Raw genomic sequence first — 15,929 nt, 5'->3', positions numbered from 1 at the left:
TCCGGACGAGAACAAGGGGAGGGCCCCGGCATGGCGCGGGACGCGAGGACGACGACCGTGGTGACCGGGCTGGGCCTGGTCACCCCCGTGGGCGACGACGAGGACACCTTCTGGGCGGGGCTGTGCGCGGGCCGGCCGACGGCCCGGCGCTGCGGGGAACTGGCAGGCCTGCCCGCCGACTTCGCCTGCCGGGCCGATGCGACCGATCTGGACGAGGCCGTGGGCGGGCGCGCCGGCTGGCGCATGGCCCGGTTCGTGAAGATGGCCCTGGTCGCCGCGCGCCGGGCCGTCGCCGACGCCGGACTGCGCCCGGAGCGCTGGGACGGCGGCCGGGTCGGCGTGGTGCTGGGCGTCGGCGTGGGCGGGGTCCCCGTACTCGTGGACAACGTCCGCCGGCTCGACGCGAACGGGCCGCAGGCCGTCTCCCCGCTCCTCGTACCGATGATGATGCCCAACGCGGCCGCCGGTGAGATCGCCATCGACCTGGGCGCCCACGGCCCCGGCCTCGCCCCGGCCACCGCCTGCGCCTCGGGCGCCACCGCCCTCGCCACCGCGCACGACCTCCTCGCCGCCGGCCGGTGCGACATCGTGGTCGCGGGCGGCGCGGAATCCGTCCTGACGCCCCTTGTGGTCGCCGCCTTCGCCCAGCTGGGCGCGCTGTCGACACGTACTGGCGACCCGGCCGGCGCCTCCCGCCCCTTCGCCCCCGACCGCGACGGCTTCGTCCTGGGCGAGGGCGCCGGCGTGCTGGTCCTGGAGCGGGCGGCGCACGCGGCGGCCCGGGGAGCCCGCGCACGGGCCGTGCTCGCCGGGTCCGGGTCCGCCACCGACGCCCACCACCCCACCGCCCCCGACCCGTCGGGCCGCGGTGCGCGGCGCGCCGCCGAGGCCGCCCTGGACTCGGCGGGCTGGGCCGCGCACCAGGTCGATCACGTCAACGCCCACGGCACCTCCACCCCGCTCAACGACGCGATGGAGGCCGCGCTGATCTCCGGCCTCTTCCCGCACCGCCCCTCGGTCACCGCCCCGAAGGGCGTCCTCGGGCACACGCTCGCCGCCGGCGGGGCGATCGAGGCCGCCGCCACCGTACTGACCCTGGAACACGGGCTGGTCCCGCCGGTCGCCAACCTGGATGCCCCGCCCGCCGAGTGGGACATCGACTGCGTGACCAAGCGGCCGCGCCGCCAGGAGGTCCGCCGTGCGGTCAGCCACTCCTTCGGCTTCGGCGGCCACAACGTCGTGCTCGCCTTCGAACGCGCCCGGCACGCCGACCGGTGAACAACTGCGCGATCCCGGTGTCCTGACCGTGCGCCGGTCGTTCAGCTTTGTATGACCACCACGCTCGACAGCGACGGCGCCACGGGGACCGGCGCCGAGCCCCTTGAACGCCCGCTCACCTCCGTACTCCTGGGCTCCGACGCCCGCCGCGAACACGGCTTCTGGCGACGGCTCGCCGCCACCGAGCCGTTCCGCCTGCCCGTCGGACCCGAGGCGGGTACCCCGGACGAACGGCTCTCCCGCGCGTACGCCCGACTGCGCAGCCTCAACGACGCCCTGGACAGCGCGGCCCGCCCGGCCTCCGACTTCCGGGCGCTGGCGGCGCTGCACGAGTGGCTCGCCCCCGTCGACCCGGCCTTCGCGACCATCGCGGGCATCCACTACAACCTCTTCCTCGGCAGCCTCCTCGACCATGAGGGCGACGTCTCCCGCGACCTGTCCGACTTCCTCGAACTGCGGCGCACCGGAACCTTCCTGTGTACGGAGGTGGCGCACGGGAACGACGCGGCGGCCGTCGAGACGACCGCCACCTACGACCCCGTGCGCGACGGGTTCGTCCTGCACACCCCGCGCTGCGGCGCGCAGAAGTTCATGCCCAACACCGGTCTCGCCGGCGGCCCCAAATCGGGCCTCGTCGCGGCCCGCCTGATCGCCGGAGGAGCCGATCACGGGGTGTTCCTGCTGCTGGTGCCCCTCACCGACGGCACCCGCCCCGTGCCCGGTGTACGCGTGCGCAGGCTCCCGGCGCGCATGGGCAGCCCCGTCGACCACTGCCTGACCTCCTTCGACCACGTCTTCGTGGGACGCGACGCCCTGCTGACGGGGCCGCAGGGGAGGATCGGCGACGACGGGGTGTTCCGCAGCGCAGTCGAGGGCCGCAGGCGCCGCTTCCTCGCCTCCATCGCCCGGGTCGTCACCGGCAGGATCTGCATGAGCGCCAGCGCCGTCGGCTCCGCCCGCGCCACGCTGGCCGTCGCGGTGCGTTATGGCGGCCACCGCCATGTCTCCGCCGGCCGCGGGGCGCAGCTGCCGGTGCTCGCGTACCGCACCCACCACGGGCCGCTCGCCGAGGCCATGGCCACCGTCTTCGCCATGAGCCTGTTGCACCGGCGCGTCCTGGACCGCTGGGAAGCGGCCGGGGCGGGGCCCGAGGCCGAGCGCGAGGCGGCCGAACGGCTGGTCGACATCGCCAAGGGCTGGATCACCTGGCGGGCCCGCGCCGTGATCGTCGAGTCACGCGAACGCTGCGGCGCCCAGGGCCTGCTGGAGAACAACGGGATGTCCGTGCTCGTCACCGGCGTCGAGGGCGCCATCACCGCCGAGGGCGACAACCTCGCGGTCCACGCCAGGGCCGCCGCCGCCCTGCTCGCGGCCGGCGCCTCGCACGAGCCGGCCGATCCGGTCACCGGTGACCTCACCGACCTGCGGTTCCTGGCCGGGCTCCTGGGCCGGGCGGAGGAGCTGTGGTTCGCGCGCGCCGCCGCCCGCATGGCTCCCGTCGCCCACGGCAGCCCGCTGGAGCGGTGGAACGCCGCATCGGGCCCCGCCCTGCGCGGGGTCGACGCGCACGCCTGCCGGGAGGCGGCCGAGGCGTACGCCGACGCGGTCGAGGCGCTGCCCGCCGGGCCCGACCGGGACCGGCTGGACGAGCTGGCCCGGCTGTTCGCCCTCGGCCGGATCGCCCGGGTCAGCGGCGACCTCCTCGCGGCCGGCCACCTGAGCGGCGGTCAGGCCGAGGCGCTGACGGACCACACCGAACAGCTCATCGCCGCGGTGGCGGGCCATCTCCCCGAGCTCGCCGACGCCTTCGCCCTCCCCGACGAGGTGCTCGCCGACTGGCCGATCACGGGCGCCCGCTACGCCGACGCCTACGACGATCCCGATGCCCACTGGCACCAGGAGGCGCGGCGATGAGGGGCACGCGGGCGCGCCGCGCCGCGCAGGCCGTGCAGGGACTCGGGACCGGGGCCGTACTCCTCGCGTACTGGACCACCGTCGCGCTGCTCGCGCGCCGGACCGGAGGCGCGCGGACGAGCGATGCCGAATCGGTTCGCCGCAAGGCGTAACCGGATTGACGCTGCTCAGTTGTTCCGGCGTCGGGACGTGCGCACGGGCGCCGGACACCCGCACGCGATGGCCATGAGGAAAGGAAGACCATGAGCACGATCGACCCCCGGATCACCGACGTACTCAGCCGTACCTTCAAGGTTCCGGTGGCCGAGATCCTTCCGGGATCCACCATGGACAGCCTGGACATGGACTCCCTCGCCGCAGCGGAGTTCGCCGTCGTCCTCCGGGAGGCCACCGGTGTCGAGCTGGACACGGGAACGCCGTCCCGGGGGACGACCCTCGCCGAGCTCACGGCGCACCTCCACGCGGCGGTGAGCACCGCCCGATGAACACACCGGCCATCGCCGTCACCGGGCTGGGCATGATCACCCCGGTCGGCAACGACACCGAGTCCACCTGGGACGGAGTCTGCGCCGCGGTGAGCCCGGCCCGTAGCGTCCCCGCGCTCGAAGGGTGCGCGATCGACTTCGCCTGCGTGGTCGACGGCATCGACCTGGACGCCGCGGTCGGCCGCCGTACGGCCTTCCGGATGGGCAGGTACGTCAAGTTCGCCGTGCTGGCGGCCCGGGAGGCCGTCGCCGACGCGGGGCTCGACCCGGCGGGCTGGGACGGGAGCCGGGTCGCCGTCGTCGTCGGCACCAGCAGCGGCGGCTCCGCGCACCTCACCGACCAGGCGCTGGTCCTGGAGCGGCGGGGACCGGAGGCGACCTCGCCGGCCGGTGTCCTGCTGACCATCCCCAACATGCCCGCCGCCGAGATCGCGATCGAGATGCGGGCCACCGGACCCAGCATGGCCCCCTGCACGGCCTGTTCGTCCGGTGTCACCGCGCTGTCCGTCGCCCGGGACCTGCTGGTCACCGGGCAGTGCGACGTGGCCGTCGCGGGGGCCACCGAGTCGACCGTGTTCCCGATCGCCATGACCGGGTTCGCCCGGTCCGGGGCCGGCGCCCGCGCGGACGGCGACCTGTCCCGGCTCAGCCGGCCCTTCGCCGCCGACCGGGCCGGACTCGTCATGGGCGAGGGCGCGGCCGTCATGGTGCTGGAACGCGCCGCCGACGCGGAGGCCAGGGGCGCCGCACCCCGGGCCCTGCTCGCCGGCACCGGCGCCACCACGGACGCCCATCACCCCACCAGCCCGCACCCCGACGGCCGGATCGCCCGCGCCGCCGTCGAGGCCGCCCTGCGCGACGCGGGCTGGCGGGCCGACGAGGTCGAGCACGTCAACGCGCACGGCACCGCGACCGTGCACAACGACGCCGCCGAGGCCGCGCTGATCAGCCGGGTGTACCCGCACCGGCCGCCCGTCACCGCCCCGAAGGGCGTGCTCGGCCACTGCATGGGCGCGGCCGGGGCGATCGAGGCGGGGCTGACGATCCTCACGCTCCAGCGCGGGGTGATCCCGCCCGTCGCGAACCTGGACGCCCCCGCGCCCGGGTTCGAGATCGACTGCGTCACCAAGGTGCCGCTGGTGCGGCCCGTCCGCCGGGCCGTCAGCCACTCCTTCGGCTTCGGCGGGCACAACGCGGTGGTCGCGCTCCAGCGCCCGTGAGCCGGCCTCCCGGGTGCGGGAGGGCGGTCCGGAGGCGCCGCTGAGCTGCGCAGACGCCCGTGGTAGCGTGCCGGGGCCAGTCGAACTCCACGTGTGGAGTCAGGGAATCCGGTGCGAATCCGGAACTGACGCGCAGCGGTGAGGGGGACGGGCGGGGCCACGGCCACTGGGAGACCACCGTCTCCCGGGAAGGCGTCCCGTCCGCGTGAACCCGAGTCCGAAGACCTGCTGGCGACCGCCGCCCGGGACCGGGCGGCGGATTCCGTACAGCGGGCCCCGCGCATGGGCCCAGAGACGCCGAGGTGTACCCCGTGCCCCCGATAGGCCGTGTCCGTTCCGCCGCCCTGCTCACCGCCGCCCTCCTGCTGCTGACGGCCTGCGGCGGATCGCCGTCCGGGAAGGCCGACGCACCGGGCAGGGCGGACGGCTATCCGGTCACCCTGAAGAACTGCGGGCGCACCGTGACCGTGGACGCCCCGCCCCGGCGCGCCGTCTCCGTCGACCAGGGCACGACCGAGATCCTGCTCTCGCTCGGCCTCCAGGACCGGATCGCCGCCACCGCCACCTGGACCGACCCGGTGATGAAGGGCCTGGAGAAGGCCAACGCGGGCGTGCAGCGGATCGCCGACAACCGGCCCTCGTCCGAGAAGGTCCTCGACCAGGAACCCGACTTCGTCGCCGCCGACTTCGAGTCGACCCTCGCCAAGGGCGGAGTCGCCCCGCGCGAGCAGTTCGAGAAGCTGGGCGTCTCCACCTATGTCGCCCCCGCCGACTGCACGGCCAAGGACAACACCAAGGACGGCGACGGCGTCCGCACCGGCGCCCTCACCATGGACAGCGTCTACGACGAAGTACGCGACCTCGCCCGCGTCTTCGGCGTCCCCGAGCGCGGCGAGAAGCTCGTCGGGCAGCTCCGCACCCGTATCCGCAAGGCCACCGACGGCATCGACGCCTCCGGCACCTCCGTCCTGTACTGGTTCGCCAACTCCGAGTCCCCGTACCTGGCGGGCTGCTGCGGTGCACCGGGCATCATCACCCGGGAACTCGGTGTGAAGAACGCCTTCGACGACACCCACGACGAGTGGCCCCAGATCAACTGGGAGACCGTCGCCGACCGCAACCCGGACGTCCTGGTCATCGGCGACCTCACCCGCAAGTCGCAGACCGCGGAGAGCGCCGCCGGGAAGATCGCCTTCCTGGAGTCGAACCCCGTCACGAAGAAGATGGACGCCGTACGCCACAAGCGCTACGTCCTGCTCAGCGGCCAGGCCATGAACCCGACCATCCGCACCGTCGAGGGCCTGGAACAACTGGCCGCCGGACTGCGCGAGTTCGGGCTCGCGGGGTGACGGACACCCATCGGACCGCGGTGCCCGTCGCACACCCGGCGCAGGCACCCGGCCGCCGCCCCCGCCTGCGGGCCCTGAGCGGCGGGCTCCTGTGGACCGGCGGCGCCCTGCTGCTCGCCCTGTCCATCGCGGTCGCCGTCACCATCGGCCCGGCCCGTATCTCCGTCGCGGACGTCTGGTCCGCCGTCGCCGCGCACCTCGGCATGGGCGAGGCACGGCTCAGCCCGATCCGCGACGGCATCATCTGGAACCTGCGCATGCCGCGCACCCTGCTCGCCGCCGTCTGCGGTGCGGGGCTCGCGGTCTGCGGGACCGTCATGCAGTCCCTGCTGCGCAACCCGCTGGCCGACCCGTTCGTCCTCGGCGTCTCCTCCGGGGCCTCCACCGGTGCGGTCCTGGTCGTCGTGCTCGGCGTCGGCGGGGGAGCGGTCTCGCTGCCGGCCGGGGCGTTCATCGGAGCGCTCTGCTCCTTCGCCCTGGTGATGCTGCTCAGCCACACCCTCGGCGGCTCCACCGACCGCGTCGTGCTCTCCGGGGTCGCCGCCATGCAGCTGTTCTCGGCGCTCACCTCCTTCGTCGTCATGACGGCCGCCGATGCCGAGCAGACCCGCGGAGTGCTGTTCTGGCTCCTCGGCTCGCTCGGCGGGGTCGGCTGGACCGATGTCTGGATCTGCTCCGCCGTCCTCGCCGTCAGCCTGCTGATCTGCCTCGGCCACGCCCGGACGCTGGACGCGTTCGCCTTCGGCCAGGACGCCGCCGCCGCCCTCGGCGTGAACGTCGCACGCACCCGTACCGTCCTGCTCTGCACGACCGCGCTGCTGACCGCCGCGCTGGTCAGCTCGGCCGGTGCCATCGGCTTCGTCGGCCTGGTCCTGCCGCACGCGGCCCGCGCGCTCACCGGCTCCGGCCACCGCAGGCTGCTGCCGGTCACCGCACTCGCCGGGGCCGTCTTCCTCGTCTGGGTCGACACGCTCGCCCGGACCGTCCTCGACCCGCAGGAGGTGCCGGTGGGGGTCGTCACCGCTCTGATCGGCGTGCCCGCCTTCGTCCTCGTCCTCTACCGCACCAGGCGGGCGACATGACCGCGACCGGCGGCCTGCGGGCCGCCCGCGTCAGCCGTGAGGCCGGCGGCCGTCTCCTCCTGGACGGCGTGACGCTCGCCCCGCAGCCGGGCACCACCGTGGGGCTGATCGGCCCCAACGGCTCCGGCAAGTCCACACTGCTGCGCATCCTGGCCGGGCTCCTCGCCCCGCACGCGGGCACGGTCACCCTGGACGGCGAGCCGCTGGCCGCGGCCGGCCGGCGCCAGGTGGCCCGGCGGGTCGCCGTCGTCGACCAGCACGCCGTCACCCAGGACGAGCTGAGCGTCCTGGACGTCGTACGCCTCGGCCGCATCCCGCACCGCCGCGCCTGGTCGGCCCCCACGGGCGAGGACGCGGCGGCGGTGGACGCGGCACTGGAACGCACCGGCCTCACCGGCCTGCGCGAGCGGTCCTGGCACACGCTCTCCGGCGGGGAGCGCCAGCGCGTCCAGATCGCCCGCGCACTGGCCCAGCAGCCGCGCGAACTCCTGCTCGACGAACCGACCAACCACCTGGACATCCAGCACCAGCTGGAACTGCTCTCCCTGGTCGCCTCGCTGCCGCTGACCGCCGTCATCGCCCTCCACGACCTCAATCTGGCCGCCATGTTCTGCGACCGGATCGTGGTCCTGAGCGGCGGCCGGGCGGTCGCGGGCGGGACCCCGGAGCAGGTGATCACCGAGGAACTGATCGAGGAGGTCTACCGGGTGCGGGCCGTCGTGACTCCGGACGGGCCGCAGGGCCGGCCCTCCGTACGCTTCCTGCCCTGACCGGCCCGGCGCCGTCCGGGCACACGAGAGGGCGGACCCGTCGGCGGGTCCGCCCCTCGCTTGTGGTGCGGTGCGGCAGTCATGCCGGCGGGGGGTCAGCGGTGGCGTCCTCGGCCCATGTCGCCGCCGGTGTCCTTGCCGGGCATGTCCTTGCCGCCCTTGGTGGTGCCGTCCGCGTAGTCGATCTGCTCCTTGCGCAGTTCGGCGGAGACCTCCTTCTGCTCGGTCACCCTCTGGGTTTCCATCCGCACGCGCTCGACCGGGACGGTCTCCTTGCGCATCGTGGCGCGCTCGGCGTGCAGCGTGACCTCCACGTCCTGCTCCGTCAGGTCACCCGCCCGCGCAGCCTTGTCGCCGGGCTGCAGCGGCTCACGGACCACCCGTACCTCCTCGTGCGAGACCGGCACGCTGCGCGTGACGTTCTCGGTGACGACGTACTTGTGCAGACGCGCCCTGCCGCTCTCGTACTCCTCGGTGCCGACGTGCAGCTGCTCCTCGGAGCGGATCATCTCCTCCTTGCCGCCCAGGTCGGCGCCGGACCGCTGGGCACCCGCGCCGGCTCCGGCCAGCGGACGGCCCGCGCCCGTGCCCGCGGTTTCGGTGTCCCGGTGCTTACCGGTGCCGGCCGCCTGGGTCCGGTCCGTGCCGGACGTGCCCGCGGCGCCCATGGACCCGGCCCCGGCACCGGCCGCCGCGCCGGTCCCGGCCGCGCCCATGGTCCCGGTGCCCGTGGTGGTCGGTGCGCCGGTCCCGGAGCGGTCACCGAGATTGCTCCTGGTGTTCCGTGTCAGGCCGTAGTGGCGGTACAGCTCCTCCTCCTCGGACACCGACAGATGCGCGTCCGCGTCCACCCTCGGAGCTTCCTTGACCTGGTCCTTGCCATGGGAGATGTGCAGGTCGGAGCCCACTCGACGGGCTCCGGCGAGAGGCACGAAACTCTCCTTCATGCCGAACAGGCCGGTCTTCACCGTGATCCAGTCCGGGCGGCCGGTGCTGTCGTCGACATACACCCGGCCCACGTTGCCGATCTTCTCGCCCTCGGTGTCGTACACCGTCAGGCCGTCGAGCTCTCCGGAATCCGTGAAACCGTCAGCGGCTCCCATATCCGATTCCTCCTCGCTCGGGCGCGTCCTGTGGGTGGGTCCAGCAGAGAAGGCGCGTCCGGATTCCATCGCGCCTCACCCGGATGGACGCTGCAACCGCCCGGCCACCGGGGCCGGCGTGCGGCATCCGCCTCGGACCGGCGCAGCCCCCGTGCCGCACGGCTGCGCGGCACTTGCGCCCATTACGCCAATCGGGTGAACGGGCCGGGTGTCCGGGCCGATGCCTCCGGGGCCGGGGCGGCTCCCGGCTGCCCCGGCCCCGGCACATATGATCAACCGGTCCGTGCCGACCGAAGTCCTGCCGTTCCACCGGGGGTGCCCCATCCGTTCCGTACGCATCCGGCTCCCCGAACAGCGCGGAGAGCTGCTCGTCCGGCGCGAGGACGGGGCCGACCTGCACCATCTCGTGTGGCGGCTCGGGCCCGGGTGGCGGGTGTGCAGCAGCGCCGTCCTGGGCGGCGGCATCGGACCGCGTGACTGGATCCTCAACGCCCAGGTGCCCGGCGGGTATCCGCGCATGGACCCGGACCGCCACCTGGCCGAGATCGCCGCCGGTGCCCGCCTCACCGGCCCCGGTGCCGGCCTGATGACCGCAGCCGACGTCACGGCGTACACCACCGCCGCCGACGAGGGCGTCCACGCGACCGCCACCTGCGGTCTGGGCGTACGGGGCTGGGCAGCCGTCCCGGGCGAGGGCACCGGCGGACCGCCGAGCCCCGGCACGGTCAACATCGTGGTGACCTTCCCGGTGCCGCTGTCCGACGCGGCCCTGGTCAACGCCGTGGCCACCGCCACGGAGGCCAAGGTGCAGGCGCTCCTGGACGCCGGGCTCGACTGCTCCGGCACCCCGACCGACGCCGTCTGCGTCGCCGCGCCCGCCCCCTCGCCGGACACCGGCGCCGCCGAACCGTTCGCCGGGCCGCGCTCCCGCTGGGGCGCGCGACTCGCCAGAGCCGTACACGCCGCCGTGCTGGAAGGCGCGCTGCGGCACCCCTGACATGCCGAATCCGCCGCGCGCCGGTCCCCGGGCGCGGCCGACGAAGGGAACCCCATGACCTCAGCAGTCCCCGCAGCACCGCAGCGGCCGGTCGTCGCCGTACTCGGCACCGGGATCATGGGCGCGGCGATGGCCCGCAGCCTGCTCCGCGCCGGTCTGGAGGTCCGGGCCTGGAACCGCACGCAGGCCAAGGCCGCCCCGCTCGCCGCCGACGGCGCCACCGTCACCGGGACGGCGGAGGAGGCCGTGCGCGGCGCCCACGTCGTGCTCACCGCGCTCACCGACACGACCGCCGTCGCCGCCGCGCTCACCGCCGCATCCGAGGGCCTGCACCGGGGCCAGGTGCTGCTCCAGACCTCCACCGTCGGCCCGGACGGGGCCGTCGAACTGGCCCAGCGCGCCGCAGACCTGGGGCTCGTCCACCTCGACGCCCCGGTCGCGGGCACCCGGCAGCCCGCGGAGCAGGGCGCGCTGACCGTCCTTGTCTCCGGCCCCGTCGCCGCCCGCGCGGTGGTCGAACCCGTGCTGGACGCGATCGGGCAGCGCACGATCTGGGCCGGGGAGGAGCCGGGCGAGGCCTCCCGGCTCAAGCTCGTGCTCAACGCCTGGGTGATCAACATGGTGGGCGGGGTCGCGGAGTGCCTGAACCTCGCCGAAGGGCTCGGCGTCGACCCGCGCGCCTTCCTCGACCTCGTCGCCGGCGGGCCGCTCGACGCGGGCTACCTGCGGACCAAGTCGGCGGCCGTGCTGGACGGTGATCTCACCCCGAGCTTCGCCCTGTCCACGGCCCTCAAGGACACCCGGCTCATCCTCGACGCGGCCGGCCAGGCCGGTGTCCGGCTGGATCTGACGGCCGCCTCGGCCGCCCGCTTCGAACGCGCGGAGGCGGACGGGCACGGCGAAGAAGACATGATCGCCACCTACTACGCCGGCCGGGCCCCCGAGCGGGACAACGGCTGACCGGTCCGGGGCGGTCGGCGCCGTACGGCGAAGACCGCCCCACCGGTACGGGGGAGCCCGGTGGGACGGCCGCCACCAGCGTGCCACACGACGGCGCACCGCAGGGACCGACCGGCTCATATACGGCTGTAGTTGAGTCGAAATCGACGGTACGGGAATACCCGTGCGCCTCCCGTCCTTGCCGCAGCTGTGGTGCCCCGCGGCCGGGCGCCGGAGTACGGGAACAGGGGAGAAGGAGCTCATGCCGAAGGCGTACGTGTTCACCCGCAACGGCGGTCCGGAGGCGGAGCGGTTCACCGACCTGGAACGGCCGGAACCCGGCCCCGGCGAACTGCTCGTCGCCGTCCGCGCGGCGGGCGTCAACCCGGTGGACTGGAAACTGCGCACGGGGTACACCCGGCCCGGCAGCGAGCCGCTGCCGTTCCCGACCGTCTTCGGCAGCGAGGCCGCCGGCGTCGTCGTCGTGGCCGGCCCCGGCGCCGAGGGCTTCGCGCCCGGCGACGAGGTCTTCGGCAACCCGCTGACCGGCGGGTACGCCGAGTACACGCTGATGCCCGTCGCGGTCACCGCCCACAAGCCGGCCGCCCTGTCCTTCACCGACGCGGCGGTCCTGCCGGTCGCCGCCGCCACCGCCTACGACGGGGTGCGCCAGCTGGACCCCGCACCCGGGAGCACCCTCCTGGTCACCGGCGCCGGCGGCGGTGTCGGCAGCGCCGCCGTCCAGCTCGCGCGCCACGCGGGCGTCCGGGTCCTCGGGGTCGCGAGCGACGCCAAGAAGGACTTCGTGGAGTCCCTGGGCGCGCAGCACATCCCGTCCGGACCCGGCCTCGCCGGCCGGGTGCGGGCAGCCGCGCCCGAGGGCGTCGACGCCGTCTTCGACCTGGTCGGCGGCGACACCCTGCGCGAGGCGGCGGGCCTGGTGGACCCCGCCGCACTCATCAGCGCCGGCGGCAAGCCCCTGGTGACCGAGCTGGGCGGCGAGCCCGTCCGGCGGGCCCGCACCGCGGCGGTCCTCGACGAGGTGGCGCGGCTGGTCGTCGACGGGGTCCTGCACACCCACGTGACCCGGACCGTCCCGCTCGGCCGGGCGGGCGAGGCGCTGCGCGCGGTGGAGGACGGCCACGCGCTCGGCAAGATCGTGATCGAGGTGACCGGGTGACCGCGCCCCTGGACCCCGGCCACCCGCTGGACGACCCGGTGGGCACCGCGCTGCGCGGCCCGCACGCCCACTTCGCCGAGCGCCGCGGCCGCGTGCTGCGCTACCCGGCCGCGGTCGCCCCCTGGGTCGCGCTCCCGCCGGACCCGGGCCCCGACGACTGGGCCGACGTGGCGGCGCTCACCGGCCCCGGGGGAGCCGTCACCATCACCGCGTTCCGGGAGCCCCCGCCGGAGGACTGGGAGATCACCTTCCACGCCGAGGGCGTCCAGCTCGTGGACGACGGCGTGGACGCGGCCCCGCTCGCGGAAGCCGTCCGGCTCGGCCCCGCCGACGTGCCCGAGATGCTCGACCTGGTCGCCCGCACCCGGCCGGGCCCCTTCGAGCCGCGGACCGTCGAACTCGGCACCTACCTCGGGGTGCGCCGGGACGGGGTGCTCGTCGCCATGGCGGGTGAACGCATGCACCCGCCGGGCTGGAGCGAGATCAGCGCCGTGTGCACCGACGAGTCGGTACGCGGCCAGGGCCTCGGCGGCGGGCTGGTGCGCGCCGTCGCCCACGAGATCCGGCAGCGGGGCGAGACCCCGTTCCTGCACGCGGCCGCCGCCAACACCGGGGCCGTCCGCCTCTACGAGTCGCTGGGGTTCGTGCTCCGCCGCCGGACCGCCTTCCTCGCCGCACTCGTACCGGCCGGGGTGCCCGCGGCGGCGCGCTGAGCGGCCCTTCCGGGACCTTCGGCAGGGCCCTCGGGGCCGTAAGCCTCGTGTGCGCCGCACCGCTGACCGGGTCGAATGGAGGTGAGCGCCGGCATCCGCCGGCAGATCCCGGAAGGAGAGGGCCTTGACGTTCGGACTCCTGAGCCGGCCCGCGCCCCGCGTGACGCTTCCCGGCACCGACCTCGGAGAGGCCGCCGTGCGCGCCCCCAGGGTCGGGAACGGGGTGCTGTTCGGAGCGCTGGCCCTGCTGACCGCCGCGATCGTCTGCCTGGACGTCCTGTCGGGCCAGGATCTGCGTCTGGTGCCCCTGCTGGTGGTGGTACCGGCCTTTGTCTCGGTGTTCGGCACGATCGCCCAGACCACCGGTGTCGCCGCCTTCGTCGCGGTGGTGGCCGTCGCGTCGCGCCTGGTGGCCGGCGGGAGCTACTGGGACATCGGGAGCAGCGTCGTCTTCACCGTCCTGGCGTGTCTCCTCGGCATCGGCGCCTGTGTCCTGCGTATCCGGCACGCCATCGAGGTCGCCAGGCTCCGCTCCGCCGCCGTCGCGCTCCAGCGCCAGATCCTGCGCCCCCTGCCCATCCCCACCGACCAGATCACCGCCCACGGCTCGTACACGCCGATCGAGGAGGACCATCTCGTCGGCGGGGACATCTACGAGGTCGTCCAGTCGCCCTACGGCACCCGTGTGATCATCGGTGACGTCCAGGGCAAGGGGCTCCCCGCCATCGGCGCGGGGTTCGCCGTTCTCGGCGCCTTCCGCGAGGCGGCCATCCGTGAGCCGTCCCTCGTCGGCGTCGTCGACCGCCTGGAGGAGGCCGTCGCGCGGCAGAACGCGTTCTCCGCCCAGACCGGCGAGACGGAGCGCTTCGTCACCGCGCTCGTCCTCGGGTTCGACGGGGACGGCCGGGCGCAGGCCGTCAACTGCGGCCACCTGCCGCCCCGCCTGGTGCACGACGGGGTCGCCGCCACCGTGCCGCTGCGCCGGACGTCGGTACCGTTGGGCATGGCGGATCTCAGCAACGAGGGCCGCACCGCGGAACGGCTCGACTTCCCGCCCGGCGCGACGCTGCTGATGTTCACCGACGGGGTGACCGAGGCCCGCGACGCCGAGGGGCACTTCTATCCGCTGGACGCCCGGCTGAGCCGCTGGGCGCGCCGGGGTCCCCGCGAACTGCTCGACGCGCTCGCACACGACCTGGAGGAGTTCTCCGGCGGCGTGCGGCGCGACGACATCGCCGTACTGGCCCTGTGCCGGGTCCCCGCCCCCTCCGACGAGCCCGCCCCGGCCGGGCCCGCGGGGCACGGGGTGCCCCGGGCCATCGAGGCGTTGAGCGGGCGGTAGCAGGCGCACACCATGCCCTGCATGTCCCGGCGAGACTTCTGTCGCGCCGGGACATTTTCGGGTGTACGGTGAAAGACATGCAAGCGGAACAGAAGCCTCCGGACCGGCGTGGCCGTAAGGCGCGCCGGACCCGGGACGCACTGGCCGGGGCCGCCTTCGAGCTCGTGCTCGACCGGGGGCTCCGGGAGGTCACGGTCGAGGAGATCGCCGAACGCGCCGACGTCGACCGCCGCACCTTCAGCCGGTACTTCGCGAGCAAGGAGGACGCCGTCCTGGACTCGGTCCGGGGCGACGGAGACCGGATCAACGACGCCCTGCGCGCCCGGCCGGCCGAAGAGCCCCCGCTCACCGCCTACCGCCGGGCCGTCCTGGACTGGCTCGCCGACCCCGGGACGCCGGCCTGGCACCGCCGCCCGCGGATCTACGAGCTGCTCGTCCTCGCCGAGCGCGAACCGACCCTCTATGCCGCGTTCCACCACATCCGGGTGGACGCCCAGGCGGACTCGGTCGCCATCGTCGCGGACCGGCTCGGCACCGACCCCCTCAGCGACCTGCGGCCCGCCGTCACGGTCGCCGCGGGAGCCGGCGCCCTCCTCGCCGCCCAGGCCGCCTGGGTCCGCGGCGACCGCCCGGACGAGCTGCCCCGGCTCGTCGAGCGGGCCTTCGACGCCCTGTCCGGAGAGCTGTTCACCCGGCCCCCGGTCCCGGCGCCGCACAGCACCACCAGCACCACGGAAGGAAACGGCACACCATGAGCACCACCACCCCCGCCGACCAGGAGTTCGCCGGCCGCACCGCCCTCGTAACCGGAGGGGCCTCCGGCATCGGACTGGCCCTCGCCCACCGGCTCGCCGGCGCGGGCGCCTCGGTCGTCGTCGCCGACTACAACGAGGCGAGCGCCCGCGAGGCGGCCACCGCGCTGGAGAGCGCCGGCGGCCGGGCCGCCGCCGTGGCCATGGACGTCACCGACCCCGCGTCCGTCGAGGCGGGCGTGCGATTCGCCGTCGACACCTTCGGCGCCCTGCACCTCGCGGTGAACAACGCGGGCATCGGCGGCCCCAGCAGCCCGACCGGCGAGTACGCCGTCGAGGACTGGGACCGCGTCGTCGCCACCAACCTCAGCGGCGTCTTCTACTCGATGCGCTACGAACTGCCCGCCATCCTCGCCGCGGGCGGCGGCGCGATCGTCAACATGTCCTCGATCCTGGGCACCAACGGCTTCGCCGGTTCGCCCGCCTACGTCGCCGCCAAGCACGGCGTCGTCGGCCTCACGAAGACCGCGGCCCTCGAGTACGCCGCCCGGAACATCCGGATCAACGCGGTGGGCCCCGGCTTCATCGACACGCCGCTGCTGCGCAACACGGAGGGTCCGGCCCGCGACCACCTGATCTCGCTGCACCCGGCGGGCCGCCTCGGCACGTCCGAGGAGGTGGCGGAGCTGGCCGCGTTCCTGCTCTCCGACCGCGCCTCGTTCATCCACGGCAGCTACCACCTGGTGGACGGCGGCTACTCCGCCGCCTGAGCCCGGAGAGGGACGGGGGAGACGGGGGACAACGG

At 74.8% G+C, this 15,929-nt stretch carries 16 protein-coding genes and 1 riboswitch; of the genes, 15 read left to right on the top strand and 1 reads right to left on the bottom strand.

The window, feature by feature from the left end:
• Positions 1-30 precede the first annotated feature (30 nt).
• The 8 genes from EAO73_RS12935 (at position 31) to EAO73_RS12905 (ending at position 8,098) form a co-directional block, all read left to right on the top strand.
• Positions 31-1,278 (top strand): beta-ketoacyl-[acyl-carrier-protein] synthase family protein, encoded by a 1,248-nt coding sequence (locus EAO73_RS12935; RefSeq protein WP_147971688.1) that lies wholly within the window; start codon positions 31-33, stop codon positions 1,276-1,278.
• A 51-nt stretch (positions 1,279-1,329) separates the two neighbouring features.
• Entirely contained in the window at positions 1,330-3,192 is a 1,863-nt protein-coding gene (locus EAO73_RS12930) for an acyl-CoA dehydrogenase (protein WP_147971687.1), read from the top strand.
• A complete protein-coding gene (locus EAO73_RS35895; RefSeq protein ID WP_191134041.1) occupies positions 3,189-3,344 on the top strand; it encodes a hypothetical protein in 156 nt (51 codons plus the stop codon). Before EAO73_RS12930 ends, EAO73_RS35895 begins: the two co-directional genes overlap by 4 nt.
• Before the next feature lie 90 nt (positions 3,345-3,434).
• On the top strand, positions 3,435-3,677 hold the full coding sequence (locus tag EAO73_RS12925) for an acyl carrier protein (RefSeq protein ID WP_147971686.1): 243 nt from the start codon (positions 3,435-3,437) through the stop codon (positions 3,675-3,677).
• Positions 3,674-4,897, top strand: coding sequence for a beta-ketoacyl-[acyl-carrier-protein] synthase family protein (locus EAO73_RS12920; RefSeq protein WP_147971685.1), 1,224 nt, complete (start codon positions 3,674-3,676; stop codon positions 4,895-4,897). Before EAO73_RS12925 ends, EAO73_RS12920 begins: the two co-directional genes overlap by 4 nt.
• Positions 4,898-4,957: 60 nt before the next feature.
• Positions 4,958-5,145: riboswitch (cobalamin riboswitch) on the top strand.
• Between the two features lie 63 nt (positions 5,146-5,208).
• A complete protein-coding gene (locus tag EAO73_RS12915; RefSeq protein ID WP_147971684.1) occupies positions 5,209-6,246 on the top strand; it encodes an ABC transporter substrate-binding protein in 1,038 nt (345 codons plus the stop codon).
• Positions 6,243-7,328, top strand: coding sequence for a FecCD family ABC transporter permease (locus EAO73_RS12910; RefSeq protein WP_412074590.1), 1,086 nt, complete (start codon positions 6,243-6,245; stop codon positions 7,326-7,328). The genes EAO73_RS12915 and EAO73_RS12910 overlap by 4 nt, the downstream gene beginning before the upstream one ends.
• On the top strand, positions 7,325-8,098 hold the full coding sequence (locus tag EAO73_RS12905) for an ABC transporter ATP-binding protein (RefSeq protein ID WP_147971683.1): 774 nt from the start codon (positions 7,325-7,327) through the stop codon (positions 8,096-8,098). Before EAO73_RS12910 ends, EAO73_RS12905 begins: the two co-directional genes overlap by 4 nt.
• Before the next feature lie 95 nt (positions 8,099-8,193).
• Here EAO73_RS12905 and EAO73_RS12900 read toward each other — a convergent pair whose 3' ends face one another.
• A complete protein-coding gene (locus EAO73_RS12900; RefSeq protein ID WP_147971682.1) occupies positions 8,194-9,201 on the bottom strand; it encodes a PRC and DUF2382 domain-containing protein in 1,008 nt (335 codons plus the stop codon).
• A 268-nt stretch (positions 9,202-9,469) separates the two neighbouring features.
• On the opposite strand from EAO73_RS12900, the gene EAO73_RS12895 reads away from it, so the two are divergent.
• The 7 genes from EAO73_RS12895 (at position 9,470) to EAO73_RS12865 (ending at position 15,894) form a co-directional block, all read left to right on the top strand.
• The gene (locus tag EAO73_RS12895; RefSeq protein WP_412074589.1) at positions 9,470-10,198 is read left to right on the top strand and encodes an adenosylcobinamide amidohydrolase; all 729 of its coding nucleotides are present in this window, start codon (positions 9,470-9,472) and stop codon (positions 10,196-10,198) included.
• Positions 10,199-10,252: 54 nt separating this feature from the next.
• Positions 10,253-11,158 (top strand): NAD(P)-dependent oxidoreductase, encoded by a 906-nt coding sequence (locus EAO73_RS12890; RefSeq protein WP_147971681.1) that lies wholly within the window; start codon positions 10,253-10,255, stop codon positions 11,156-11,158.
• Between the two features lie 241 nt (positions 11,159-11,399).
• The gene (locus tag EAO73_RS12885) at positions 11,400-12,317 is read left to right on the top strand and encodes an NADP-dependent oxidoreductase (protein WP_147971680.1); all 918 of its coding nucleotides are present in this window, start codon (positions 11,400-11,402) and stop codon (positions 12,315-12,317) included.
• Positions 12,314-13,030, top strand: a complete 717-nt coding sequence (locus EAO73_RS12880; protein WP_147971679.1) for a GNAT family N-acetyltransferase — start codon at positions 12,314-12,316, stop codon at positions 13,028-13,030. The genes EAO73_RS12885 and EAO73_RS12880 overlap by 4 nt, the downstream gene beginning before the upstream one ends.
• Positions 13,031-13,154: 124 nt before the next feature.
• Complete coding sequence (locus EAO73_RS12875) at positions 13,155-14,372, top strand: PP2C family protein-serine/threonine phosphatase (protein ID WP_147971678.1); 1,218 nt, start codon at positions 13,155-13,157, stop codon at positions 14,370-14,372.
• 77 nt (positions 14,373-14,449) lie between these two features.
• Positions 14,450-15,127 carry a TetR family transcriptional regulator gene (locus EAO73_RS12870; RefSeq protein ID WP_147971677.1) on the top strand — a complete coding sequence of 226 codons (678 nt, stop codon included), beginning with the start codon at positions 14,450-14,452 and terminating at the stop codon, positions 15,125-15,127.
• Positions 15,124-15,894 (top strand): SDR family NAD(P)-dependent oxidoreductase, encoded by a 771-nt coding sequence (locus EAO73_RS12865; protein WP_147971676.1) that lies wholly within the window; start codon positions 15,124-15,126, stop codon positions 15,892-15,894. Before EAO73_RS12870 ends, EAO73_RS12865 begins: the two co-directional genes overlap by 4 nt.
• Positions 15,895-15,929: the final 35 nt, after the last annotated feature.

Origin of the sequence: Streptomyces sp. col6 (genome assembly GCF_008042035.1) — a bacterium.
Taxonomy (GTDB): domain Bacteria; phylum Actinomycetota; class Actinomycetes; order Streptomycetales; family Streptomycetaceae; genus Streptomyces.
The sequence above is the reverse complement of the archived record's forward strand: the minus strand, read 5'-3'. Positions and strand labels throughout refer to the sequence as shown.